Genomic DNA, 24582 nt, shown 5'->3' with positions numbered 1-24582 from the left:
ACAGGGACGGGACCACGGGCGGGGATCACACGCCGGGGTCACCGGGCGCTGCGGCCCCTGAAGCCCTTATAGGCCCAGTCCGCCGCCAGGACCGCCGGGACGGCCAGGGCGGCAACGAACAAACCGGACGCCGGCGGCGGTGCCTGGCCCAGCAGGGCGGCGAGCTGCGGCAGGTACAGGCAGCCTGCAAGCACGGCCAGTTCAGCCAGGACAGCCCACGCCAGGAGCTTGTTCGAGCCCCACCCCAGCCTCCACGGCGGCACGGTGGCACTCCGGCAGGCGTAGGCGTTGGCCAGCTGGCCCAAGACCACCGCTGTGAAGGCAGCCCCTGACGCGGCCATGAGGAGCCCCGGATCCGGCGCCTCGCCCCGGGTCCAGCCGCCGCCGAAAAGGACAACGGAGAACGCGGTCATTTCAACAAGGGCCTCCACCGGGCCCAGCACGCAGAAGACCCGCACCATCAGCTGCCTGTCCATCAGGTGCCGGCGCTCCGGGGGCCGGGACAGCACCCGCTTGCCGGGCGGCTCGGCACCCAGGGCCAGGGCAGGAAGCAGGTCGGTACCGATGTCCAAGGCAAGGATCTGCAGGACGCCCAGCGCAAGCGGGAACTGGCCGCCCGAGAGGGCCCAGACCACAAAGGGGGTCAGCTCCGCCACATTGTCGGTGAGGTGGTAGGTGAGGAACCGGTGGATGTTGGAGTAGGTGGCCCGGCCCTGCTCGATAGCTGCCACGATGGTCGCGAAGTGGTCGTCAAGGAGCACCAGGTCGGCCGCTTCGCGGGCAACGTCGGTGCCGCTCAACCCCATGGCCACCCCAATATCAGCCTCACGGAGGGCCGGCCCGTCGTTGACGCCGTCGCCAGTCATGGCCACCACATGGCCCCGGGACTGCAAGGCTTTGGCAACCCGGAGTTTCTGCTCCGGGGACACCCTGCTCACCACTACCCCGTCCCGGTCCAGGAGCGCCCCCAGCAGCTGTTCATCCCCGGGAAGGTCCGAGCCCTCCAGGACGAATTCCGGTACCCCCATCAGCCCGATTTCACGGGCAATTGCCGCTGCGGTCGCAGGATGGTCGCCGGTGATCATGGCCAGTTTGAGTCCGGCCTTGCGGGCAGTCCGGATGACGTCGCCCACGTCCGGCCGCGGCGGATCATGGAGCCCGATCAGTCCCAGCAGCTCCATGCCGCATTCGATGTCCCCGGCGGGGCGGGACTCCCAGTCGGCGGACGGCCCATCGAGCCGCCGCCGCGCCACGGCCAGGACACGGAGCCCGCGGGAGGCCATGGCCTGGACCTGGTCCGCCACCGGGCCGTCGACGTCGCTGCACAGCGGAAGGACGGCCTCGGGAGCGCCCTTGCAGAAAAGGTCGTGCCCCACGATCGCCGACTCCCGCCGTCGTGAAGGATCAAAGGCGAAGCGGCGCGAAGGCGCCATGCGGGCACCTGCCACGCCCAGCCGCCGCGCCAGCACGTCGATGGCGGCTTCCATGGGGTCGCCCAATGCCCGCCATTGCCCGTCATGCAGTTCGGCCCGCCCCTGCGAGGCGGCGAGCGCCGCGAGCGCCGTTTCCGCGGCTCTCTCCTGCCCGTCCCCCTGGACGGTGCCCTCCGGGTTGTATCCCTCGCCCGCTATGTGGACCGAACCGCCGGATGTGAAAACTTCGACGGCGTTCATCCTGTTCTGGGTGAGGGTTCCGGTCTTGTCGGTGCAGATGAAGGTGGTGGAGCCGAGGGTTTCCACAGCCTCGAGGTTGCGGACCAGTGCGTTGCGGGAGGCCATGCGCTGCGCCCCCATTGCCAGCGACAGCGTCACGGTGGGCAGCAGGCCCTCGGGGACAAGCGCGACGGCGACGCCGATGGCGAACAGGAAGGAATCGCGCCATTCGATCCCCACCAGCAGGGACACCAGGAAGAACAGGGCCGCGATCCCCAGGGCAACGGATGCCACCACCCGGACTATCCGGCGCAGTTCCAGGGACAGCGGGGTAGGCGGGGGAACCGCGCCGCTGGTGAGGGCGGAGATCCCGGCCAGCCGTGTCCGGGCACCGGTGGCCGTGACAGTGGCCTCGGCGTCGCCGTTGACCAGGAACGTGCCGGCCCAGGCGGAGTCACCGCCCGTTTTAGGCACCGGATCGCTTTCGCCGGTCAGCATCGACTCGTCCACGGCGCAGGCTTGCGCCGTGGACAGGAGGACGTCTGCGGGGATGCGGTCGCCGGCGGTCAGGAGCACGGTGTCGGAGACCACCAGTTCACTGGCGTGGACTTTCCGGACGCGTCCGTCCCGCCGCACCATGACGTCAGCCGGCAGCAGCCCCCGCAACCTGGCCGCGGCGTGCTGGGCCCGTTCCTGCTGGATATGGGCAAAGACCCCGTTGACAAGAACGACGACGATGATCGCCACGCCCAGTTGCGGCAGGTCGGCGAGGAAGGCCAGGGCTGCCGCGCACCACAGCATGAGGGCAAAGAAGTGCGTCAGCTCCCCCCAGAGTTTCCGCCACTGCGGTACGGGCTCCTCGGCAGGGAGAAGGTTCGGTCCTGCCTGCTTCAGGAGTTCTGCAGCCTGGCCCGAGGTCAGGCCCGCCGCCGTCATGGCACGTCGTCCGCCTCCTGGCCCACCAGGAGCACCGGGCACGCGGAATGCGCTGCGCAGGCCTTGCTGACCGATCCCATGGACGTGCCGAGGAATCCGCCCTCACCGTGCCGGCCGACAACCAGCAGCTGCGCCCGCCGGCTCTCTTCCACGAGGACTTTGCCGGGCGGCCCGAACTTGACGGTGACGTCGATGTTCTGCGGCCGGTCCCCGGTGAATGCCCGGCCCAGGGCGTCCTCAACCAGGCGGCTGGCGGTGTCCTCCAGCCTCGCCGTCAAGGGATGCTCGGCGTTTTCGAGGTGGGCCACCACCAGGTAATCGGGCATGCCGATGCAGGTGATGACCTCCAGCCGCGCACCCAGGCGTGCGGCGAGGGTTCCGGCGTACCGCAGGGCGGCGGAGGAATATTCGGAACCGTCGACGCCCACGATCACAGGCTTGGACACTGTTTCTGCGTTCATACCCACCACATTCGCCACTGCCGGCGGAGTGCGGAAGGGCCGAAGGTCATGCCGGGGCCTGCCGGATCAGCCCCGGCCCGGGGGTTTCCGCGGCCGGGCCCCGTGCAGCGCCCTCAGCCCGTTCAGGATGGTGGCAAGGTCCACGAGTTCCTGCAGGAGGGCACCGGTGACTGCAGGTATGTAGCCCGTCATGGCCACGGCCATCAGGCCGATGCTCAGGCCTATTCCTGTCCAGATACTCACCAGGGCCACCGCTACCGTGCGCTTCCCGATTTCGACCGCCACGGCCACCTTGGACAGGTCATCGAGCATGATCACGACGTCCGCCGACTCACTCGCGGCGGTGGCACCCTTTGCCCCCATGGCGATGCCCACGTCCGCGGCTGCCAGGACGGGGGCGTCATTGACGCCGTCGCCCACCATGATGACGGGGCGCTCCCGGACGGCTGCCACCGCGTTGACCTTGTCCTCCGGCAGGCAGTCAGCCTGCACATTCCGGATACCGGCTTCCTCGGCGATGTGCGCCGCAGTTCCGTGGGCGTCGCCGGTCAGCAGCATGGTGTGCCGGACCCCCAGCCGGTGCAGCCGGGCAAGGGTCTCGCCTGCGTCGGTGCGCAGCGGGTCTTTCATGATCAGGGCTCCGGCATAGCTCCCGTTGACGGCGACATAGATGGCCAGTTGGCCGCTCTGCAATGCAGCTTCCCGGAAGCCTGCGGATGAGTTCCGGACCAGCCCCGCCTTGCCCACCACCACACTGTCCCCGCCGCATATGGCTTCCACGCCCTGGGTGGCATGTTCTGTGGCCCGGGTGACGGGGAGGAGCTCAAGGTTGTGCCGGGCGGCGGCTTCGATGACCGAGGCCGCCAGGACATGCGAGGAGTACTGCTCGGCTGAGGCGGCGAGCTGCAGGATCCGCCCGGCGTCCACCGCAGCACCTGCTCCCTGGTCCTGGGCAACCTGGACCGTGTCCAGCACGGGGCGCCCTGAGGTCAGCGTTCCGGTCTTGTCGAAGACCGCCGTCCTGGCTTTGGCCAGCTGCTCCAGGGTCCCGGAGTTCTTGATGATGATGCCCCTGTGGGCTGCCTGGCTGGTGCCGGCGAGGAACGCCACGGGCGCGGCGATCAGGAGCGGGCAGGGTGTTGCCACCACCAGGACCTGGGCGATGCGCACGGGATCCCCGGACAGGGCCCAGGCGGTTCCGGCCATGAGGATTGCCAGCGCGGTAAAGGGAACTGCGTACCGGTCGGCCAGGCGGACCACCGGGGCCCGGCTGGACGCCGCCTCCTCCACCAGGGCGATGATGCGGCTGTACTGTGAATCCTTGGCTGTGGCGGCCGCCCGCATCCTGATGGCCGTCTCGCCGTTGACCGAGCCGCTGAGCAGGAGGTCCCCCCGGACCCGCTCCACGGGCAGGCTCTCCCCCGTCAGCGACGATTCATCCAGGCTTGCGGCGTCGGACAGGAGCTCCCCGTCCACCGGAACCAGCTCGGAGGGGCGCACCACCAGCACATCGCCGGGAACAACCTCGCCCACGGGTGTTTCCTCCAGGACTGATCCGGCAGCCTCGCGGTGGGCGAAGCGGGGAGCCCTGTCAAGCAGGGACTTCAGTTCACGCGCTGCCCGTCCCTGGGCGAAGATTTCGAGCGCTTCCCCGCCGGACAGCATGAGGATCACCACAAGGGCGGCTAGGTACTCACCCACCCACACGGTGCTGGCAATCGCCATCAGCGCCAGGATGTCGATCCCCCAGCGGCCCTCGCGGAGCGAGCGGAACATCGCTACCGCACGGATGACGGCGACGGCGGCGGCGTAAACAGACGCGCCGAGCCGGGCAGGCTGTTCCAGTCCGGACTGCAGCATGATTCCGGTGACGGCGAGCATCAGGCACGTCAGTGCCACCAGGGGGTACTGACGGATCAGCGCGGAGGCCCGGCCGGGGAGCGACGTGCCGGGCTCTTCAGAGCCGGCGTCCGGCTGCGGCGGTGCGGGGGTGCCGGGCGGGGCTGCCGGCTTTCCCTCAGGCAAGGCCCGCCTGCGTCGGAACGTCCAGATGGCTCCACCAGGTCAGCGGGGAGGTGACGGTGAAGCGCCGGCCGCTTACCGCCGTCGGAATGATCCGCACGAAGTGGTCCTTGTGGCCTGCCTGCCAGGGGAACAGGGTGAGGCCGGCACCGGTCATCAGCTCCGGTGAGGGCTCAAGGACCTCGGCGTGGCCCTTCACAAGGACGCTCCAGGCGGTTCGTTTGTCCTGGCCAGTGCCGTCCGCTTCAAGCGCGACGGCAGTGGGCTGGGCCGCGGCGTGGAGCTTCGTCCCTTCTCCGGTGCGGAAGACCACGGATCCGTGATCCACCTTGTAGTTCACGGGGAAGATCTCCGGATGGCCGTCCACCAGGACGGCCAGGTGGCCCACCGAAACCCCGCGCAGGAGATCCCAGCAGTCGTTGGTGCCCAGGACTTCCACTGCGGATGGGGCGTCCCGTTCCGGTGAGGTATTGCGCATACAGCTGAAAATACTGCCGCCCCGCCGGGACCGCTAGGGCATTTAGGCCCGGGCCCGCCCCCGGAAACGGCCAGGGGCGGCGGCCAGGTCAAAGGTCTTTGGGCCCTGTCAGGGATGTGGCCCGCACCTTAGGATCTTGGCATGACCGACAAGAAAATCGCTCCTGAAGCAGAAATCCTCGAGTCCGATGAGTGCTGGAGACTGCTGGAACAAACGAGTATTGGACGGCTTGGCGTCGTCGTCGACGGACAGCCCGACGTGTTCCCGGTGAGTTTCAAGCGCGACGGCGAGGGCCTGGTCTTCCGGACGGGCAGCGGAACAAAGCTGCAGGCCATTGAAGCGAACTCGATGGTTGCCCTGGAGGCGGACAGCGTGAGTGCCGAGTTTGGCCTGGCCTGGAGTGTTGTGGTCAAGGGCGAGGCTGTGCAGGACGACGCCGCGTCCCCCGCCCTGAATGAGACACGCCGGGGGCTCTTTCCCTGGCAGGGCGTCGGGCAGGACCACCTGATCAGGATTATTCCGCAGTCGGTGACGGGCCGGAGGTTCACCCTGTCAGCCACCGGCACCTGGCAGACACCGTTGAACGAAGCCACCCGCGCAGGGCTCGAATAGCCACAGCCGTTCCGGTGCAAGGCGGCGAGCCCTGGACTGTTGACCGCTTTTTCGAGGGTTCCGGCGCTGCCCGGAACATCTACGATGCGGCAGAACGCATGGCGTCCGGAATCGGACCCATGACGGTCCGTGTGTCAAAGAGCCAGGTCTCGTTCCGCCGCCGCAGGGGCTTTGCGTATCTGTGGCGCCCGGGCAAGTACGTCAGGTCCGTGGTTCCTGTGGTGCTGTCGCTGGCGCTTCCCCACGAGATCGGCTCGCCCCGCTTCAAGGAGACAGCGCACCCTGCCGCCGGGATCTGGATGCACCACCTTGAGCTTTTGGACAGCAGCCAACTCGACGGCGAGGTGGAGCAATGGATGCGCCAGGCGTACGAGGCTGCAGGCTGAATGCGCGGGCCCAATTCCGCCCCGCGGGCCGGACAGTTTAGAGTCCTAAGGCCCTGTCAGGCCCGGTGCCAACGGCGCAGGCTGGAGCTATGAATGACTCTGGTGCGCACCCCAGGAAAGTCCACCTCGCTGAGCAGCCGGTCGCCGTCGTGCGTGAACGCGTCCGGATGGACTCACTGACGGATTTCTTCGGCAGGGCCTTCGGGACGGTCATGGCAGCAGCCCAGAAGCAGGGTGCGGCCCCCGCGGGCCCTCCTTTCGCGCTTTACCGGGGAAAGCCCGGCGAGACCGTTGACGTGGAAGCGGGCTTTCCCATGGCTGGGCACTTCAGTGACGCCGATGGAGTGGCCGGCGGGACGCTGCCGGAAACTGACGCCCTTGAGGCCATGCATATCGGGCCCTATGACACCCTGGAAAACACATACAACGCGGTCCTTGGCCAGATGCAGGCGGAAGGCCTCACCCCGGGGGACGTTATGTGGGAGTACTACCTGAGCGACCCCGAAACGGAACCCGACCCCGCAAAGTGGCAGACACGGGTCATCTGGCCCTTCGCGTGACTGCCCTGGCCCCAGGAGGTCCGGTGAGAATCCTTGTTGCGTACGCAACCCGCCATGGTGCAACGGCCGGCATAGCCGAACGCATCGCCTCCCGTCTCTCCGCGGACGGTATCCCGGCAGAGGCTCATTCGGTGACCGACGTGGACGACGTTGCTTTGTACGACGCCGTGGTGCTGGGCGGCGCCGCCTACATGGCGCACTGGTTGAAGGATGCCACAACCTTTGCCAAACGGCACCAGCAGGAACTGCAGAACCGGAAGGTGTGGCTTTTCAGCAGCGGCCCGCTCGGAAACGACGCCGTCGACAAGAACGGCGAAGATGTCCTGCAAAGTGCGCGGCCTAAGGAGTTTTCGGAACTTCAGACGCTGCTCCAGCCCAGCGGTGAAGAAGTATTTTTTGGTGCGTGGAACCCGGATACTCCACCGGTCGGCATCGGCGAGCGCCTGATCCGGCTCGCTCCGGCGTCCAGGGAAGCACTGCCGGCGGGTGACTCCGCAATTGGGACGCCGTCGATGCATGGGCTGACCACATAGCTGCCGAACTGAAATCAGGCAGCGAGCCCACACCGGGTTCCGGCGCACCAGGACCTGCCCAGGCGGGCTAACTGCCGCCGTCTGCCTGCCGCGGCGCACCAGGCTGCAGGACCCCGGGCTGCGGGACAGCAGGCTTCCCAAGCATGGCCCGGAGCTCCTCCAGCATTTCGAGCTGCTGGATATTGATGGCCATCAGCCGGTCCAGCTCTGACTTTGACTGCACATCGGTCTCGTAGTCGTGGCGTGCCATCGCCGCCGCAATGGCGTCCTGGCGTTTGGCGGCAATCAGCAGGATGGCGCCCTGGAGTCCGGCAAGCATCGAGAGGAAAAGGTTGAGGAGTATGTAGGGATAGGGGTCCCAGGCTGCTGCTGCCAGGACATACGTGTTGTACCCGGCCCACGCCGCCATGGCGGCGAGGAACAGACCCACAAAAGTCCAGCTGCCCATGCCGTTGCGGAGGACGTCAGCCGCCCGCTCACCCCGGCTCAGGCCCTCCTTGTGCCGCGCATGCCACGTACTTCTTCGCTCGCTCATGTGCCTAGGGTATGCGGCCTCCGCGGTCCCCGCTGGACTGATGTGCGGACAGACCTTGGCGGGGTTGACCCCCGGCGAACACCCATAACGGGACCTTGGCCCCTAATGGATTGCCTCGTCCTCTGGCACGGTGGACAGAGGCCGGATGCAAGACCATCGAGGGAGAGCACATTTATGGCGGGAACGTTCGAGCTGTTTGCCGATGAGGATGCGCGGATCAGGTTCAGGCTTGTCGCGCCGGACGGAACCGTGCTGGCGGTGTCCGGACAGTACCCGGACAAATACCAGGCTGCCGCGGCCATTGAGGATGTCCGCGAGTGCGCCGGAACGGGTTTGATCAGTGACCTCGCTCCGTCATCCAACCTTGCAAGGACCAGGACGCCCAAGCGTGCGCACCACGTCCGCCCGCGCCTTGCCGGCAAGGCAAACTCGCTCGGTGCCGCTTAGAAATCCGTTCGGCCAGTGGCGGCAGACGTTCGGATGCAGAGGACCCAGGTCCTGGGTGTAAAAGGCCTGGTCAAGCGCTATGGCGACCATACCGTCGTCGACGATGTCTCCTTCCATATCGGGGCCGGTGAAACGTACGGGCTGCTTGGTCCCAACGGCGCAGGCAAGACCACCATCATTTGCATGGTCTCCGGGCTCATTCCCGCCGACACGGGATCCATCGAGCTGGCCGGTTCGGCCATGACGCCGGCGAGCACTCGGCTGAAAAGCCACATCGGCCTGGTCCCCCAGGATCTTGCCATCTACCCGGACCTGACGGCGAAGGAGAACCTCCAGTTCTTTGGCCGGCTCCAGGGACTGAGTGGCCGGGACCTGAAGGCCCGCACCGGGGAGGTCCTTGACCTCATCGGCCTTGCGGACCGGGCGGGTGAGCAGACCAAGAAGTTTTCGGGCGGGATGAAGCGCCGGCTGAATATCGGCATCGGACTGCTGCACCGGCCCACCCTGCTGATCTTGGACGAACCAACGGTGGGGGTGGACCCCCAGTCCCGGAACTCGATTTTGGAATCGGTGGAGGCGCTTGCCACGGAGGGGATGGCGGTTCTCTATACCACCCATTACATGGAAGAGGCGGAACGGCTGTGCGACCGGATCGCCATCATCGACGAAGGCCGGATCCAGGCGGAGGGCACCAGGGGCGAACTGGTGGAGCTGACCGGCGGGGTGGACCGCATCGACCTGCACGGGAGCGGAAACACCGGTGCAGCTGCCTCGGCGCTGCGGCGGCTTCCAGGGGTAAAGCATGTCGACGGCGGCGCGTCAGGTTTGACGCTCACGGTGCACAACGGCCCGGGCCTCCTGGCCCCTGTTGTGGCCGAAGCGGGCGGAGCGGGGATGGCGTTGTCCTCCGTGGAAATCGTCCGGCCCGACCTTGAATCCGTCTTCCTGCACCTGACCGGCAAAGCCCTGCGGGACTGACGTGCGCGGGCTGTGGACGATGGTCGCCAATGACCTCCGGCAGCGGATCCGGGACAAATCCGTCTTCATTTTCTCCCTCGTTGTCCCTCTCGCGCTCATGGGAGTCCTGAACCTGTCCTTCGGCGGCTTCGATACCGGGAACGTCGACCTGAAGCCCGCCGTCGTCGTTGCCAGCTCGGAGGACAGCGGGCAGCTCGGTGACGCTCTGTTGGAAGCGGTGGACTCACTGCCCATCATGGACGTGACCGTCCGAAAGGTCGCTGCCAGCGATGTCAGCCGGGAAACCAAGGACACGGGAGCTGAGCTTGGCATCATCCTCCCGGCTGACTTTACGACGGCGGTGACGTCCGGGCAGGCGCCCTCGGTCCAGGTGGTTGAAGGGGATGCGGCCGGCATTGAAACTGACGTCCTGATTTCCGTGGTGGACGGGCTCCTGGGGCAGTTCGCGGCAGGCACCGAGGCTGCCGAGGCGGGCGAAAGTGCCGGACTCCCCCACGATGTCCTGGGCGGAATTGCCCAGCAGGCTGCGGCCGGGACGCCTGCCCTGACCTTGTCGGAAGGCCACGCGTCCGCTGGGCAGCTGTCACTCAAGGGAACGCTGGTGGCGGGGCAAACCGGGCTTTTCCTGCTCTTCACCGTCGGCTTCGGGGTCCTGGGGCTGCTGGCCGAACGGGAGGAGGGCACACTGTCCAGGCTGCAATCCACCCCTGTGGCTCCCGGCACGATTATCACGGCCAAGGCCCTTGTCGGATTCATTCTTGGCGTAGTGGCCACTGCGATACTGCTGGCAGCAGGAAGCATCCTGTTCGGCGTCTCCTTCGGTGCACCGGCGGTGGTGGCGCTCCTGGTCCTGGCTGTGGCCGCGGCGGCCACGAGCCTGACGTTCATCGTTGCCCGCCTTGTCCGCAGCGCCGAACAGGCCAACATCGCCCAGTCCATCCTGGCCATGGTGCTGGGTATCGCCGGCGGCGCCTTCTTCCCGATTGAAGCCTCGGGGTTCCTGGCCACGCTGATGGACCTGAACCCGATTGCTGCCTTCATCCGCGGCCTTGGCGTCACAGCAGGCGGAGGCGGAGTGACGGACGTGGCCGTCCCCCTTGCCGTGATGCTGGGCTTCGCCACCGTGGCCACCCTGGCATCCCGGGTGCTCCCGGACAGGGGTGCCCGGGGATGAGAAGCATCCTTGGAATCGCCGTCGTCGAAGTCAGGCTCTTCCTGCGGGACAGGTCCAATATCTTCTTTGTCTTCATCTTTCCCCTCCTGCTGATCCTGCTGCTGGGCTCCCAGTTCGGTGCCAACAGCGGCCAGGCACGCGTTGTCCTGTCCGGTGGTTCAGGCACAGAGTTGTCGAAGGTCCTTTCGGAGCAATTGAAGAAAGACGGTGTCCAGGTGTCCTCCGCCGGAGCCGGGGCGGCGCGGGACCAGCTCAGCCGGGGAAGGGCTGATGTCGGAATCTTCATCAGCGACGACGACTCCGCGGCTTTCGCGGCCGGCCAGCCGGCGGACCTTGAGGTGCTGACTGCGTCGCAGTCAGCCGCGCAGGCTGTGCTCCAGGAGGTGCGGGCCTCCGTCCAGGCCGTCAGCACGGACCGAAGGCAACAGTCCCTTCTCGAATCGGCAGGAGTGGGCGCGACGGAAGCTGCAACAGCGTTGAAGCAGGCGAAGGAATCGGTGCAACAGCCCCAGATGGTGCTGGTGGACACCAACGACGTCACGCAGGTCTTCCAGGGGCTGGGCCGGTTCGACCTGGGTGCCGCGCAGCAGCTCCTGCTGTTTGTCTTCCTGAGCTCCCTCACGGGTGCCGCCACCCTGATCAAGGCCCGGCGTTTAGGAGTCATAGCGCGCGTCATGACGGGCCCCGTTTCAAGCTGGCAGGCGCTCGCAGGCCAGGCGCTGGGACGGTTTGGCATTGCGGCCGTCCAGGGCGGTTACATCATGCTGGGAACGGCGCTGCTGTTCGGCGTTGACTGGGGAAATCCCCTGCTGGCGGGGTTGGTTTTGGCGTTCTTCTGCGCGGTCTCGGCCGCAGCAGCGATGGTAATCGGCTCGCTGATGGATAACGACGCCGCCGCGTCCGGCGTGGGGGTGGGACTGGGTTTGGTGCTGGCTGGGTTGGGCGGCTCCATGGTGCCCCCGGAGTTCTTCTCCGAGACGCTGCAGGCCGTCTCCCGGGTGACGCCACACCGCTGGGCGTACGACGCTTTCGCCTCTATCCAACGGCACGACGGCACCCTGGCGGATATCCTTCCGCAGCTCGGCGTCCTCGCCGCAATGGCGCTGGCACTGCTCGCACTCGGGTCATTCCTGCTGCAGCGGAGCCTCAGCCGGGCATTGTAGTTTCTGGTGCTTGGCCCGTTCCAGGGTGATGTCCGGCGGGAAGCCCGGACTAGAAACTGGATGAACTGCCCGAACCGGAGAAGCTTCCGCCGCTGCTTCCATAACCGGTGGTGCTGCCGCCTCCGCCCCGGGCGGAGCTGACGCTGCTGACTCCCGTGTTGAGGCCGGAGTTGAAGGTGGCCACGGAGAAGAAGTGGTAGGACGGGTATACGGTGCCCAGGATGCTGGGCTCGTAGCTGCGCCGCCTTTTGTGGTTGAGTCCGTCCTGGGCCGCCTGCATCTCCTTGCGCATCAGCTGCGCCTCGCGTTCGCTCTTCGCGAATCCCTCGATGACTGTCTGGGCATGATTTTCCAGCAGCACGGCCAGCCGGGACCGGGCGTCGTAGAGGCGGTCGAGCGCCTTTTCGGGGCTGATCTTCTCTTCGGCCAGCTCCGCCGTCCAGCGTTCGATGTCCCGGTGGCTCTGGTCCCGGAAGGACCGTAGGGCCGCCGCGGTGGTCGAGTCCCCCTGCCCGTGGCGCTTGGTGAGGAGTTGCTCCAGGCCGGCAAGATCCTTGCGGAAGGGTGCGAGTTGGCGGTCCCAAGCCGTAGGCCACGTGCCGGCCTTGTTGAGGAGGGCGTTGGTGTCGGCGATGACATCGTCCAGCGCGTCGAGCTCGGAGGCCGCGTCTGCGTATTCCCGGGTGAGCTTGAGGTGCCTTCGGCGGCCCAGGTCGCGGCTGGACAGCGCATGCACCTTGTTGGAGAGCTGGCTGGCGGTGTTGTACCGGTTGAGGAAAGTGCGGTGCTTCTCGAGGACATGGCCTCCGTACCGGGAGGCTTCGGGAATGGTGCCCGCGTTCAGCTCTGTCACCTCAAGGTCCATGCTGACGTTGGCGTAGCTTTGGTCACCGCGCTCAATCTCTTTACGGCTGGAGGATCTGGTGACGGCCCGCACAGTGATCCAGGCGGCCGCGCCCAGGGCTGCAGTTCCGGCGGTTACCCAGGCGGTGACCAGGAACGCCGCGGACAGGTACCACGGCTGGTTGATGAGCTCGGCCGCACGGCGGACCCCCGCCACGGTTCCGTCCGTCCACTGCGCGTCACGGAGGAGATCCTTCGCCGCGTCCTGGATGTCGCTCCGTTGTTCAAGGGACACCTTCCGGTCCTCGCCCATGTAGGTTCCAACGTGACGGCCCACCGGATCAAGGGCAAAAATGAAGAGCCCATCAGCCCACTTCTGCCCGTCCGAGCTGATCCACTCGGGATGCTCGCTCCGGGCAAACCTGAGGACTTCTTCGTTGAGGTTGTCCTCGGTGCTGCCGTTGTACGTGTAGATGACAACCCGCGTGGGCTCGTAGAAGTCAATCCCCTCAAGGGCCGGAATCAGCGTGTTCCGGTCCAGCACCCCCGCCGTGTCCTGAACTTCCACAGACACCGGCGGATCGGCGAAAGCGGCGGCCGCTCCGGCCGGTAATAACGCTGCCAGGACCAGCAGCAGGCCCACGAGCCTGTGCACTGCGGTGTTCATCGAAGACATCCAGCTGCTCCTTGCACGCTCAGACGGCGTTCCATCCGTTGTCGGAGGGAAGCACCACGCCGTTGATGTTGGAGCCGTCCCTGCTGAGCAGGAAGGTTATCCCGGCGGCGACTTCCCCGGCTTCCGCGATGGGCGGCACATTTGCCTGGAGCAGGGGGCCAAGGACCTCGGCGCCGAGCTGGGACTTGAATTCTGCATGGATGTTGGTTTTAGTGCCGCCGGGGGCTACTGCATTGACCCGGATCCCGCGGCGGCCGTACATGACCGCTGAGCTGCGGGTCAGGCCGATCAGGGCGTGTTTGGAGACGGTGTAGGCAGCACCTGCCGCCGACCCGCGCAGGCCCGCTTCGGAGGAGACGTTCACAATTGAGCCGTACCCCGCCGTCAGCATCACCGGCACCACGGCCCTTGTGAGGCGCATGACGGCAGTCAGGTTGACGTCCAGCACCCGCTCCCACGCGCCGTCGTCGAGCTCATGCACGGGCTGGAAGCTGTCCATGATGCCTGCCACGTTGGCCAGCGCGTCGATGCGTCCGCCGGCGGCGGCCACCACGCCCTGCACCGCGTCCTCTTTGCTGATGTCACCGGCAACCGGTACTAAACCGAGCTCCGAGTAGTCGGCTGCCAGCTTGTCCAGGCCTTCCCCGCTCAGGTCGCTTGCGATGACACGGCCGCCCTCACGGGCAACACGCAGGGCAGTTGCACGTCCTATCCCGGATGCGGCACCGGTGATAATAACCGTTTGGCCCTCGAACCGGCCCGGCGTGATGTTTTCCTGCCACACAGCCATGCGGTGCTCCTCAATCCTCAGCATGTGTTGCTTACCGCTGCTGTGTGGTGCTCTGCTTGGTTGAGCGGGTACACAGGAACCCACGCCACCAGCATGCAGTCCCAGAAGAAGCCACCACAGGGCCGAAAGTCCCCTGACCAGGAGCGCAGAAGCTATGCAGGATTCAAGGTCCATCGTTGCCGGCTATGACGGTTCGGCTGAAGCTGCAACCGCCATCCACTGGGCGGCGGAACAGGCGCAGCTGCGCAACCGCACCCTTCTTGTGGTGCACTGCTCCATCTGGCCGCTGCTGACCAGGAACCTCGGCCCGGTTCCTGGTGTTGCGGACAGCGGGCTGGAGCGGGCGGCGCAGGCAATTCTCGAGGAGGGCATCAGCCGTGCCGAGGCGGCGGCACCCGGGCTGAAGGTTGAAGGCACCCTGTTGCATGGATTGCCCGCATCGTATCTTGCCGAGATCTCTTCCGGCGAGGAGATGATCGTCGTCGGCAGCCGGGGCCTGGGCGGGTTCCTGGGACTCCTGGTGGGATCCGTAAGCCTGGAGCTGGCGGCCACCGCAACGTGTCCGGTAGCAGTGATTAGGCCTGATCTCCACCCCGGCGGGCCCGTCGTCGTCGCGGTGGACGGAACGGGGTCCCCCACTGCGCTTGAGGACGCCTGTGAACTCGCCTTTGCCTGGCAGGCGAGCCTCACCGTGGTCCATGTCCACCACACGCCGCCCGGGTACGGGCATCGCGGGATGCCTGACGCCGAGGCTGCCGCCAGGGAGGTCCTCGGTTCCGCCATTGGCCGTGCCCGCACCCTCGCCCCTACAGTTGCAGTGGACGGAAAGGTGCTCACCGATACCTCAGTCGCCCATGCCATCCTCAAAGCGTCGGAAGGTGCACGAATGCTGGTTGTGGGCACCAAGGGCCAAGGGCTCCTCAGGGAAACGATAGGTTCCACCGCCCATGCTGTCCTGCACCACGCATATGGCCCGGTCCTCATCTCACGCCGCGGCACAACCGCCCGCATCAGGGGAGAACAATAAGGCCACTGGAGCTGGTGGCTCGGCCTTGGTAGCTTCAACGCATGGCCATCAAGTTCGAGAACGTCGGCATCGCCGTCCGCGACATTGAAGCAGCAATTGCCTTCTTTACCGACCTCGGGCTCACGGTCGTCGGCCGCGATACGGTCAGCGGCGAGTGGACGGATACGGCCGTCGGGCTGGATGGCAACCACGCCAGGATTGCCATGCTCCAGACCCCGGACGGCCGTGGTCAACTTGAGCTTTTCGAATACATCCACCCCGAAGCGAACCAGACCAATCCAACCCGCCCCAACGACATTGGCATGCACCGCGTGGCCTTCTCGGTGGACAACCTGGACACAGCCCTTGAGGCAGCCGCGAAGCACGGATGCCATCCGCTGCGCGGCGTGGCGACCTACGGCGACGCCTATAAGCTCACGTACCTCCGCGGCCCCAGCGGAATCATCGTGATGCTCGCCGAGAAACTGCAGAAAGACTGACACCCGCGGACGGCACAATCCTGGCCACCGGGACCTAGGACCCTTATCGATCCCGGCACCCTCCTCCATCCTTGAGGTTGACGCAGCAGTCCGGGATCAACCCGATCGCCGACCAACAAGGAGCAGTCATGAAGGCCATTGTCTACGGCGGGCCCGGGAAAAAATCCTGGACCGATGTGCCGGACCCGTCGATCATCAATCCCAGCGACGCCATCGTCAAGGTGGACACCACCACCATCTGCGGAACAGACCTGCACATCCTCAAGGGTGATGTCCCTGCAGTCCAGGAGGGACGGATCCTGGGCCACGAAGGCGTGGGAACCATCACCGAAGTGGGGGCCTCCGTCACCACACTGAAACCTGGCGACAGGGTGATCATTTCCTGCATCAAGTCCTGCGGCCACTGCGCCAACTGCAAGACCGGGCTCCATTCCCATTGCCTCGGGGACGAAGGCGCATCAGGAATCGGCTGGGTCTTTGGCCACCTCATCGACGGCACCCAAGCCGAATACGTCCGCGTTCCCTATGCGGAAAACTCCCTTCATCTCCTCCCTGAGGGGGTTACGGACGAACAGGCCGTCATGCTCTCGGACATCCTCCCCACGGGCTTCGAAATCGGGGTCCAGTACGGCCGCGTGAAGCCCGGGGACACGGTGGCTGTGGTGGGAGCGGGCCCGGTGGGGCTGGCAGCGATTGCCACTGCGGGCCTCTACGGGGCGGCCACCATCATCGCCTTAGACCTTGACCGGAACCGCCTGGAGCAATCCCGCGCGTTCGGGTCTACACACGTTGTCCTGTCAGGCGATTCCGACTGGAAAGACCAAGTGCTGTCCCAGACGGACGGGCAGGGCGTGGATGTTGCCATCGAGGCCGTGGGCATTCCCGCCACCTTCGGTATGTGCACCGAGCTTGTCCGGCCCGGCGGCACAGTTGCCAACGTTGGCGTGCACGGCAAACCGGTGGAACTGCACCTGGAGAACCTCTGGATCCAGAACATCAACATCAGCATGGGCCTGGTAAACGCCAACACAACGCCCATGCTGCTGAAACTTGTTGCACAGAAGAAGCTGCCCGCAGAAAAGTTCGCCACACACCATTTCCGCTTCGAGCAGTTCATGGACGCGTACGACACTTTCGCCCGGGCCGCGGAGACCAACGCACTGAAGGTGGTCATCACCGCCTGACGGTCGCGTCCAGATGGGCACGGCGCGGGGCGTCCGCCCGGCTGACAGCCACACCGCCGCCTATGCTGGTCCAGTGACCCCTGACCCCACCCCAAGCCCGCTCGACGTCGTCGTCCATTCGGGACCGGCTGACTGGTGGGTCATCCTTGCCGGCCTGGGTCCCCTGTCCGTCCTCATCGCTGCACTGCTGGCGTTTTATATCAATTGGCGCACGCTTAAACAGCGCACTGCTGCCGATGCCACTGCGCTGGAGCAGAAGCGGGAGGCCGATGCCCATGCACTGCTGCAAAAGACCGAAGCGGACAGCCGCGCGGAATGGTGGCGCCGGACGCAGTGGGCGCTGGACCGGGCACTGGACCAGGACGAAGGAACGAAGGCCCTGGGGCTGGCAACCCTGGAAGTCCTGGCACGCAGCGAGCTCGCCCGCACCGAAGAGCTTGAGTTGTTCGACATCGCCTGGAAGAGCGTGTGGGGCGATGAAAACGCGGACGACGACGGGCAGGGCACCGAGACGGACCAGGAGACGGCGTTCGTGGACGCCGGTGGCAACATAGGCGAGAATGGAACCACGGGTGAAGACACTACCAAGGAGGTTGGACCATGAGCGCAGCATCGTCTGAACACCGGTTCGTCCATACTCCGCGGAGCGCCGCCGCCAAACCGGCTCCGAAGAAAGCCACCCCTGCCGAGCATCGCGTCCAGGTGGCTGCTGCCAGGCTGCGCGTCACGCTCGACCAGCGCCTCGGCCGCGAAACACCGGCCAGGACCAAGGCGCTGGCCAAGGAACCCATCTAGGTTCCGTTCTGCAGGCTGTAGAGGCCAACACACATGTGTGCTGGATTGGGTGAGTGATGGCTGCAGTAATTCTTGGATGGAACCCAAGCGGCTCCAACCCCTGGGACTATCATGCCGCCGTCGGGCTTGTGGCGGAGTCCGGCAGGTTCCTGCGGCGCTGGAGTGCTGACCGGCCACTCAGCGTTCCCGCAGGGAGTGAAGCCTGGCTCTTCGTCCAGGGCAGCAGCGACGCCGGCACTGGGCTGATCGGCCACGGGATGGTGGCGTCCGAGCCGTACCAGGTGCAGTCCGGGGACGACGGCGCCATGGCCTGGCACGCCAGCGTGCTGTTCGACGCACTGCTCCCCCTCGGTGAGCAGATCCGTCAGGACGCGCTCTGCGCAGCAGTCCCCGGGATTTCCTGGAGTGAGGCACTGATCCGCGGGGGCGTTACCGTTCCCGGTCACGCGGAGCCCGGCCTCCGCCGCCTCTGGCGGGACCTCGGGCCGGCGGCAACCGGTCCTCCACACGTTGTTTCAGGCGCCCTCCCGCCGGACGCCGTCAGCACCATTGACGTGAACCGCCATGAGCGAAACCCTGACGCACGCCGGGTGTGCTTGGCGTTCCATGGAACGTCCTGCGCTGCCTGCGGTTTCTCCTTCGAAGCCTTTGATGGCGACGCCGGCTCCGGGTCTATTGACGTGCACCACGTGGTGCCGCCGGAGCTGCTTGGGAGCGGGTACCAGCTGGACCCCGTAGCCGACCTCGTGCCGCTGTGCCCCAACTGCCATGCACTGGCACACCGCAGTGCCGGCCCGCCGCGCACCGTGTCCGAGCTCCGGCACATCATGTCCGCCTCCGGCCACCTGAGTGGCCAGGTGGTCAGCGACCTTGCCCTCCAGGCCCAGGAGGATGCGAGGAGAATTCTGGAAGGACCACCTGTTCACCGGCAGCCCCGGGATTAGGTTGCCGGCCCTTCGCGCTGCCGGCGTCCAAGGGCAGGAGCGGCGCGCGCGTTGCCGGCAAGATGCACCAGGGCCGCGATCACCAGGAAAGCCACCAGGACCTGGGCTATGGACGCCACGGCAGCAGGCCAGCCGCCCTCAAGCGTGGGATCCAGGAAATCGTAGACGTACCAGCCGTCGATCGAACCCCGGACCCAGGAAAAGATGAGGAATGCCACCGGGTACGCAAGCCACGCCAAAGGCCGCCACCAAGGACCGCGCACCGTCCTCGTGACCAGGAGCCAGTCGAGGAGAACATACAGCGGAGCCAGGCGGTGGTGTGCCATCTGCGGCCAGTACAGGTCCCAGCTCCACCATGGTTCCTCCGGCGGCGCCACGAGGACAATGTAGATAAGTCCCGTCATCACCAGGTAGAGCACAAAGGCGCCGAAGAGGTGGTCCCACCAACGCGGGAGCCTGGCCGCCGGCCATGCCGCCGATGCGATCAGCAGGAGCCCGAGGCCGAGGTTCGCCTGGACGGTGAATTCCGAATACAACTGAAAGCTGTCGACGTCGTTGCCCGGCAGGGTTGCGTCATAGGTCTTCTGCACGAGTGCGGCGAGCACGAACGCGCCCACCAGCAGCCGGACCGCCCTGACCCACGGGCTGTCCGGGTGCAGGGCGCTGGCCGGGTCGCGGTGATGCTCCTCCAGGGGAACCAACTTGCGTGCGCTGCTCATTCGCAAAGTGTCGCACGCCAGGGACGTCCCTGCGCAGGGCACAAAGACCGCTGTCAGCTGCTTTCACCCGACGGGCCCCGCATTCCGCTGTAGGCCGTGGCGGCGCCCGCCAGGAATATGAGGACAGCGAGGTACACCGGGCCGAGGTGTCCAAGCGTTGCCAGGCCCCAGGGGTAATGCGCCGGGACAGAGATTGCGAGGCTGACTGCCGTAACGGTGACGGTGGCGGCGAAGGCCCACCGTTCCCCCCGCCGCACCCCGAACCAGGACAAGGCTGCAATTGCCAGCCCGGTGGCAGCGATGAAGCCGCTAAGCGCAATGTGCAGATGGCTGATGTAGTGATACAGCTGGGGGCTGAACGCCTGGACCTCCGCCCTGCCTTTGTCCACCTCTTCGGGACCGATGCCCAGCTCCAGGAAGGCGCCCGAGAAGTTGAGAGCCAGGAAGGCTGCGGCGTACCCCACGAAGGCCAGCCCGGCAAGCGCCATCAGGGCTGCTCCGGCCCGGAGCCGGAACTGCTTTGCGGAAGTAGTTTGGATGGCAGGCACAGCCGCCACCCCCTCTCTGGTTCACGTTCTTCTTTGATGAGAGTCCCCTGTTCCACGCCTGTCAAGGGAACTTTTCCGGGAAGCGGCGGGCTGATTAACCCCTCAGAAGAAAGCCCCTGTTCGCCGTCTGCACGAAATAACCGGCAGTGGAATCCGCAAGAAAGCTTGACGGCTGCAAAACGTTTTGCATATAGTGATGCAAGCAACATACAAAACGTTTTGCAAAGGAACGAAGTCAATGGCGACAAAGGTAAACATCAGGGACGTGGCCAAGGCCGCAGGCGTCTCCGTGACCACTGTGTCGCATGCCCTGAGCGAAGCGCACAGCTCCCGGGTCAACGCCCGGACCGTGGAGCACATCAAGGCCGTGGCCGGCGACCTCGGCTACGCCCCTAACCGGCTGGCAAGCGGGCTGCGCAACCAGCGCTCCCAGATCCTGGGCCTCGTCAGCGACGAAATCACCACCACCCCTTTTGCCGGTGCGATGATCCAGGGTGCACAGGATGCCGCTTCCGAACACGGGCACCTGCTGATGGTGGTCAACTCCGGCCTCGATAACGAACTTGAACGCCAGGAAATCCGGGCACTGCAGCAGCACCAGGTGGACGGCATCATCTATGCGCGCATGTTCAACCAGCAGGTATCCGTCCCGGAGGAGCTCCAGGCCGTGCCCACCATCGTGCTGGATGCCACCTCGGACAACCCCGGGCTGTCCTCGGTTGTGCCGGACGAGTTCGGCGCCGGTGACTCTGCCGCCGAGCTGCTGGTCACGGCGGGGCACCGCAACATCGCCATGATCAACAACGAGGACGACATCCCCGCTGCCCACGGGCGGCTCGCCGGATTCCGGGCAGGCCTGGACCGCCACGGACGGCAGCTGCCGGCGGAGCTCCTTGTTGCGGGCCATCCCAGCACAGCGGGGGGCCGGCAGGCGGCACTGGAACTGTTATCCAGGCCGGACCGTCCCACAGCACTGTTCTGCTTCAGCGACCAGATGGCCATGGGGGCCTACCAGGCGGCCGGCCACCTTGGCCTGAAAATCCCGGATGACCTCTCGATTGTGGGCGTGGACAACCTCGAGCTCATCGCGGACGCCCTCTGGCCGGGGCTGTCCACCATGGCACTCCCCCATTACGAGATGGGCCGCTGGGCTGTCCTGAAGCTCCTTAACGAGCTTGAGAACCCCGGCACAACCCGGGTGCATGAAAAGATCGCCTGCCCGCTGGTGGAGCGGGGCTCCGTTGCTCCACCCAGGAACTGAGCGGCAGCAGAACTGATCCGGCGCAAGCGGCCGGTCAGGCTCCATCCTGAATTACCCCGAAAAAAACGGGAACGCAGCCGTTGCAGCGGCCGCGTTCCCTGCAGGACCCTCATCAATCCCCCGCTGTCCAAGCAGAAAGACCGACCCATGAACAAGAAGCTCACCAGGATCCTGGCGACCAGCATAGCCGCTGCCGCCCTCACTGCCACCCTCGCCGGCTGCGGCAAGGGCAGTTCCTCGTCCACCACCGAAGGCTCCACAGAGATCACCATGTGGACCCACGCCGCCGGAAACCCGGCCGAACTGGCGGCGACCCAGTCGATCGTGGACTCCTATAACAACAGCAGCGGCGCGAAGGCGCAGATCAAGGTGCAGGCTTTCCCTCAGGAGTCCTACAACGATTCCGTTGTTGGGGCCGCGTCAGCCGGCAATCTTCCCTGCATTGTGGACATTGACGGGCCTAACGTTCCCAACTGGGCGTGGGCCGAGTACCTGACGCCACTGAAGCTATCCGCGGACCTTTCCAAGAACCTCCCCAGCACCGTTGCCACGTGGGAGGGCGAGACTTATGCGGTTGGGTACGGCGACGTCGCTTTGTCCATGTTTGCCCGCAAATCTGATCTCGCTGCGGCGGGCGTCCGTGCCGCCACCATTGAGAAGCCATGGACGAAGGAGGAGTTCCAGGACGCGCTGACCAAGCTCAAGGCGCTGGGCAAGTGGGATTACCCGTTGGACATGGGTACTGCCGGAACGGGTGAGTGGCTGCCGTATGCGTACTCGCCGTTCCTCCAGTCCTTCGGCGGAGACCTGATCGACCGCGATGATTACCAGTCGGCTGACGGAGCCCTCAATGGTGACAAGGCTGTCGAGTGGGCCAAGTGGTTCCGCGGCCTGGCGGACCAGGGCTTCATGGCGACGAAGAGCGGGAAAGATTCCACCCAGGACTTCCTGAACAACAAGAGCGGCCTTCTCTACACCGGTTCCTGGGCAGGGGACACGGCCCGGGAGGCCCTGGGAGATGAGCTGGTGGTGATGCCCACGGTGGACCTGGGCAACGGTCCCAAGATCGGCGGAGCCTCCTGGCAGTGGGGCGTCACCAGCGGCTGCAACAATACGGATGCCGCAATGGACTACCTGTCCTATTCCCTTCAGCCGGAAAACGTGGCTGCCGTCATCAAGGCAACGGGAGGCATCCCCGCCACTGATGAAGCCGCGGCCCTGATTCCCGCGTTCGCCGAGGGTGGTGCAAACCGTATCTTCATGGAGTTCTCCCGCGAGTACGCCGTGTTGCGGCCTGAGACTCCGGCCTACCCGTTCATCGCTACCGAATACGGCAAGGCTGTCCAGGACATCCTGGCCGGCGCGGATCCCAAGGCAGCCCTGGACAAGGCGGTCAAGGCGATTGACGCCAACATCAAGTCCAACGGCGGCTACAAGAGCTAGCCAGCTGCCGAACGGTACGACGACGGCGGCGTGCAACCCGCCGTCGTCGTACCTCCGGCCCTGACTGTCAACGGAGAATCCCATGACAACAACCCAGCTTCCCCCTACTCCTGGCCGCCGCGTGGCGGCCCCGGCCCCGGCCGCACCGCCCAACAAACCCCATCGCAGGCCGCGCTACCTGCGCGAGCAGCTCAGCGGGTGGGCAATGATCGCCCCCGCGGCAGCCCTGCTGCTGCTCTTTGTCTTCCTCCCGGCGATCCTGGGCTTTGGCCTGGCATTCACTAATGCACGCCTTGTGTCGCCGCGGCCCGTTGAGTTTGTCGGTACGGACAATTTCGTCCGGCTCTTCACGGATCCCACGTTTTGGCGGGCGCTGCTGAACGTCAGCTACTTCGCGGTTGTGGTGGTGCCCGTCCAGTCAGGCCTGGCCCTCGCTATGGCGCTACTGATCAACAAGAAGTTCCGCGGCGTGAACTTCTTCCGCACCCTGTACTTCCTGCCCGTGGTGACGTCCATGGTGGTGGTGTCGCTGCTATGGCTGTTCATGTATCGCAAGGATGGGCTCATTAATGAGTTCCTGTCCGCGGCCAGCTTCGGCCTGATCGACGGCCCGGACTGGCTCAACAACCCCGCCACCGCCATGCCGGCCATCATCATCCTGTCCATCTGGCAGGCCGCCGGCTTCCACATGATCATCTGGCTCGCCGGCCTGCAGAGCATCTCCGGCGAACTGTACGAGGCAGCCCAGCTGGACGGAGCCAGCCGCTGGCACCAGTTCCGCTACGTGACCTGGCCGGGCCTCAAGCACACCCGCACACTGATTCTGGTGACCATCACCATTCAGGCACTCGGGCTCTTCGACCAAGTCAGCGTCATGACCCAGGGCGGGCCGCTCGATTCCACCACCACCATCATTTTCGAGGCGGTGCGCTCCGGCTTCAAGCAGCAGGAAACCTCCTACGCCTCGGCCATCTCCCTCGTATTCTTCGTCCTGGTGCTGCTGATCTCCGCAGTGCAGCGCTACCTGACCCGAGAGAAGGACTGACGTGAAGCAGAATCTCAAGTCCAACCGTCTCAGCATCGCAGGGACCATGGCGGTACGGATCCTGTTCGCCGTCGCCGCCGCTTTCCCCATCGTTTTCATGCTGGTGTCCTCGCTCAAGCCGGACCAGCAGATCTTCGGTGACATGTCCTCCGTGGCAGCGTTCCTGCCCATCGGCAACATCTCGTTCGACAACTATGGGGCCGTGTTCGACCGGGTGCCCGCCGCCCGCTTCCTGATGAACTCCATCGGAATATCCGCGATCACAGTGGTGCTGGGTATTTTCGTCAACAGCCTCTGCGCCTTCGCCCTGTCCCGCATGCAGGTCCGCGGGAAGAAGATTGTGTTCACCGCGATCCTCGCCACGCTGATTGTGCCTTTCCAGACCCTGGCCCTGCCGCTGGTGTGGTGGGTCAACCAGCTCCCCTACTTCGAACTGAACGGCTTCAGCCTCGAGTTCTCCAAGGGCTGGCTGGACACGTACCAGGTCCAGATCATCCCGTTCATCGCCAACGCCTTCTCCATCTACCTGTTCCACCAGTACTTCGAGTCCATTCCCAAGGAGCTGGACGAGGCCGCGCGCATCGACGGCGCCGGCTGGTTCAAGATCTACCGCCAGGTGGTCATGCCGCTGTCCGGCCCGGCCACCGCCACCGTGGCGATCCTGACCTTCCTCCCTGCCTGGAACTCCTACCTCTGGCCGCTGATGGTGGTCCAGTCCGAGGAACTGCGTCCGGTGATGATCGGCATCCAGTACTTCTTCCAGCTGAACGTCTCGTGGGGCGAGGTGATGGCATACGCTTCCCTCATCACCGTTCCGGTGGTGGTGCTCTTCATCGCCTTCCAGCGTTCGTTCGTCAACAGCATCGCCTCCAGCGGCGTGAAGGGCTGACC

Annotated in this window: 27 protein-coding genes; 18 read left to right on the top strand and 9 right to left on the bottom strand. The window is 65.7% G+C overall.

Translation table 11 applies throughout. The features are described from left to right. Positions 1-38 precede the first annotated feature (38 nt). From IEX33_RS08815 to IEX33_RS08800, 4 genes are all read right to left on the bottom strand, one after another. On the bottom strand, positions 39-2588 hold the full coding sequence (locus IEX33_RS08815; RefSeq protein WP_188729453.1) for a cation-translocating P-type ATPase: 2550 nt from the start codon (positions 2586-2588) through the stop codon (positions 39-41). Continuing rightward, positions 2585-3049, bottom strand: a complete 465-nt coding sequence (locus IEX33_RS08810) for a universal stress protein (RefSeq protein WP_104186003.1) — start codon at positions 3047-3049, stop codon at positions 2585-2587. Before IEX33_RS08810 ends, IEX33_RS08815 begins: the two co-directional genes overlap by 4 nt. Before the next feature lie 66 nt (positions 3050-3115). Beyond that, positions 3116-4930 (bottom strand): heavy metal translocating P-type ATPase, encoded by a 1815-nt coding sequence (locus IEX33_RS08805; RefSeq protein WP_188730110.1) that lies wholly within the window; start codon positions 4928-4930, stop codon positions 3116-3118. A 136-nt stretch (positions 4931-5066) separates the two neighbouring features. Further along, positions 5067-5549: a pyridoxamine 5'-phosphate oxidase family protein gene (locus tag IEX33_RS08800; RefSeq protein ID WP_188729451.1), complete on the bottom strand. Its 483-nt coding sequence runs from the start codon at positions 5547-5549 to the stop codon at positions 5067-5069. Positions 5550-5690: 141 nt separating this feature from the next. Between IEX33_RS08800 and IEX33_RS08795 the strand changes: the two genes are divergently transcribed. From IEX33_RS08795 to IEX33_RS08780, 4 genes are all read left to right on the top strand, one after another. Continuing rightward, the gene (locus tag IEX33_RS08795; protein WP_188729448.1) at positions 5691-6161 is read left to right on the top strand and encodes a pyridoxamine 5'-phosphate oxidase family protein; all 471 of its coding nucleotides are present in this window, start codon (positions 5691-5693) and stop codon (positions 6159-6161) included. Positions 6162-6175: 14 nt separating this feature from the next. Then, positions 6176-6547 (top strand): DUF5655 domain-containing protein, encoded by a 372-nt coding sequence (locus IEX33_RS08790; RefSeq protein ID WP_229675302.1) that lies wholly within the window; start codon positions 6176-6178, stop codon positions 6545-6547. Between the two features lie 89 nt (positions 6548-6636). After that, complete coding sequence (locus tag IEX33_RS08785) at positions 6637-7107, top strand: GyrI-like domain-containing protein (protein WP_188729446.1); 471 nt, start codon at positions 6637-6639, stop codon at positions 7105-7107. Between the two features lie 23 nt (positions 7108-7130). Beyond that, positions 7131-7640, top strand: a complete 510-nt coding sequence (locus IEX33_RS08780; RefSeq protein WP_229675301.1) for a flavodoxin domain-containing protein — start codon at positions 7131-7133, stop codon at positions 7638-7640. Between the two features lie 67 nt (positions 7641-7707). Here IEX33_RS08780 and IEX33_RS08775 read toward each other — a convergent pair whose 3' ends face one another. Beyond that, entirely contained in the window at positions 7708-8175 is a 468-nt protein-coding gene (locus tag IEX33_RS08775; RefSeq protein WP_188729444.1) for a DUF1003 domain-containing protein, read from the bottom strand. A gap of 174 nt (positions 8176-8349) precedes the next feature. Between IEX33_RS08775 and IEX33_RS08770 the strand changes: the two genes are divergently transcribed. Genes IEX33_RS08770 through IEX33_RS08755 form a run of 4 tightly spaced genes read left to right on the top strand, consistent with a single transcriptional unit; the run spans position 8350 to position 11937 of the window. Continuing rightward, positions 8350-8622 carry a YegP family protein gene (locus IEX33_RS08770; protein WP_188729442.1) on the top strand — a complete coding sequence of 91 codons (273 nt, stop codon included), beginning with the start codon at positions 8350-8352 and terminating at the stop codon, positions 8620-8622. Between the two features lie 15 nt (positions 8623-8637). Continuing rightward, positions 8638-9600, top strand: coding sequence for an ABC transporter ATP-binding protein (locus IEX33_RS08765; protein WP_188729440.1), 963 nt, complete (start codon positions 8638-8640; stop codon positions 9598-9600). A 19-nt stretch (positions 9601-9619) separates the two neighbouring features. Further along, positions 9620-10774: an ABC transporter permease gene (locus tag IEX33_RS08760; protein ID WP_188729438.1), complete on the top strand. Its 1155-nt coding sequence runs from the start codon at positions 9620-9622 to the stop codon at positions 10772-10774. Further along, positions 10771-11937, top strand: a complete 1167-nt coding sequence (locus IEX33_RS08755; protein ID WP_188729436.1) for an ABC transporter permease — start codon at positions 10771-10773, stop codon at positions 11935-11937. The genes IEX33_RS08760 and IEX33_RS08755 overlap by 4 nt, the downstream gene beginning before the upstream one ends. A 49-nt stretch (positions 11938-11986) precedes the next feature. Here IEX33_RS08755 and IEX33_RS08750 read toward each other — a convergent pair whose 3' ends face one another. Next, the gene (locus tag IEX33_RS08750; protein WP_188730106.1) at positions 11987-13447 is read right to left on the bottom strand and encodes a DUF5129 domain-containing protein; all 1461 of its coding nucleotides are present in this window, start codon (positions 13445-13447) and stop codon (positions 11987-11989) included. A gap of 28 nt (positions 13448-13475) precedes the next feature. Beyond that, on the bottom strand, positions 13476-14246 hold the full coding sequence (locus tag IEX33_RS08745) for an SDR family NAD(P)-dependent oxidoreductase (protein ID WP_188729434.1): 771 nt from the start codon (positions 14244-14246) through the stop codon (positions 13476-13478). Between the two features lie 154 nt (positions 14247-14400). On the opposite strand from IEX33_RS08745, the gene IEX33_RS08740 reads away from it, so the two are divergent. The 6 genes from IEX33_RS08740 to IEX33_RS08715 all read left to right on the top strand — a co-directional run bounded on the left by IEX33_RS08740 (position 14401) and on the right by IEX33_RS08715 (position 18675). Further along, complete coding sequence (locus IEX33_RS08740; protein ID WP_188729432.1) at positions 14401-15273, top strand: universal stress protein; 873 nt, start codon at positions 14401-14403, stop codon at positions 15271-15273. A gap of 41 nt (positions 15274-15314) precedes the next feature. Beyond that, positions 15315-15752, top strand: coding sequence for a VOC family protein (locus tag IEX33_RS08735; RefSeq protein ID WP_104186015.1), 438 nt, complete (start codon positions 15315-15317; stop codon positions 15750-15752). Positions 15753-15880: 128 nt separating this feature from the next. Continuing rightward, positions 15881-16936: a zinc-dependent alcohol dehydrogenase family protein gene (locus tag IEX33_RS08730; protein WP_188729430.1), complete on the top strand. Its 1056-nt coding sequence runs from the start codon at positions 15881-15883 to the stop codon at positions 16934-16936. A gap of 73 nt (positions 16937-17009) precedes the next feature. Then, positions 17010-17540, top strand: coding sequence for a hypothetical protein (locus IEX33_RS08725; protein ID WP_188729428.1), 531 nt, complete (start codon positions 17010-17012; stop codon positions 17538-17540). Further along, complete coding sequence (locus tag IEX33_RS08720) at positions 17537-17731, top strand: hypothetical protein (protein WP_188729425.1); 195 nt, start codon at positions 17537-17539, stop codon at positions 17729-17731. Before IEX33_RS08725 ends, IEX33_RS08720 begins: the two co-directional genes overlap by 4 nt. Before the next feature lie 56 nt (positions 17732-17787). After that, a complete protein-coding gene (locus IEX33_RS08715; RefSeq protein ID WP_188729423.1) occupies positions 17788-18675 on the top strand; it encodes an HNH endonuclease in 888 nt (295 codons plus the stop codon). Here the strand turns inward: IEX33_RS08715 and IEX33_RS08710 are convergent. Both IEX33_RS08710 and IEX33_RS08705 read right to left on the bottom strand, forming a co-directional pair. After that, a complete protein-coding gene (locus IEX33_RS08710; protein ID WP_188729421.1) occupies positions 18672-19394 on the bottom strand; it encodes a Pr6Pr family membrane protein in 723 nt (240 codons plus the stop codon). The two genes, IEX33_RS08715 and IEX33_RS08710, sit on opposite strands and share 4 nt — an antisense overlap. Before the next feature lie 53 nt (positions 19395-19447). Further along, the gene (locus IEX33_RS08705; protein WP_229675300.1) at positions 19448-19942 is read right to left on the bottom strand and encodes a hypothetical protein; all 495 of its coding nucleotides are present in this window, start codon (positions 19940-19942) and stop codon (positions 19448-19450) included. A gap of 238 nt (positions 19943-20180) precedes the next feature. On the opposite strand from IEX33_RS08705, the gene IEX33_RS08700 reads away from it, so the two are divergent. The 4 genes from IEX33_RS08700 (at position 20181) to IEX33_RS08685 (ending at position 24580) form a co-directional block, all read left to right on the top strand. After that, complete coding sequence (locus tag IEX33_RS08700; protein WP_188729418.1) at positions 20181-21203, top strand: LacI family DNA-binding transcriptional regulator; 1023 nt, start codon at positions 20181-20183, stop codon at positions 21201-21203. A gap of 147 nt (positions 21204-21350) precedes the next feature. Beyond that, positions 21351-22646 (top strand): extracellular solute-binding protein, encoded by a 1296-nt coding sequence (locus IEX33_RS08695; protein ID WP_104186022.1) that lies wholly within the window; start codon positions 21351-21353, stop codon positions 22644-22646. A gap of 82 nt (positions 22647-22728) precedes the next feature. Next, positions 22729-23691, top strand: a complete 963-nt coding sequence (locus IEX33_RS08690) for a carbohydrate ABC transporter permease (RefSeq protein WP_188729416.1) — start codon at positions 22729-22731, stop codon at positions 23689-23691. Between the two features lie 46 nt (positions 23692-23737). Next, the gene (locus IEX33_RS08685; protein WP_188730104.1) at positions 23738-24580 is read left to right on the top strand and encodes a carbohydrate ABC transporter permease; all 843 of its coding nucleotides are present in this window, start codon (positions 23738-23740) and stop codon (positions 24578-24580) included. The last annotated feature ends 2 nt before the right edge of the window (positions 24581-24582 follow it).

Source organism: Pseudarthrobacter scleromae, assembly GCF_014644515.1.
In the GTDB taxonomy this organism is placed as follows: domain Bacteria; phylum Actinomycetota; class Actinomycetes; order Actinomycetales; family Micrococcaceae; genus Arthrobacter; species Arthrobacter scleromae.
The sequence above is the reverse complement of the archived record's forward strand: the minus strand, read 5'-3'. Positions and strand labels throughout refer to the sequence as shown.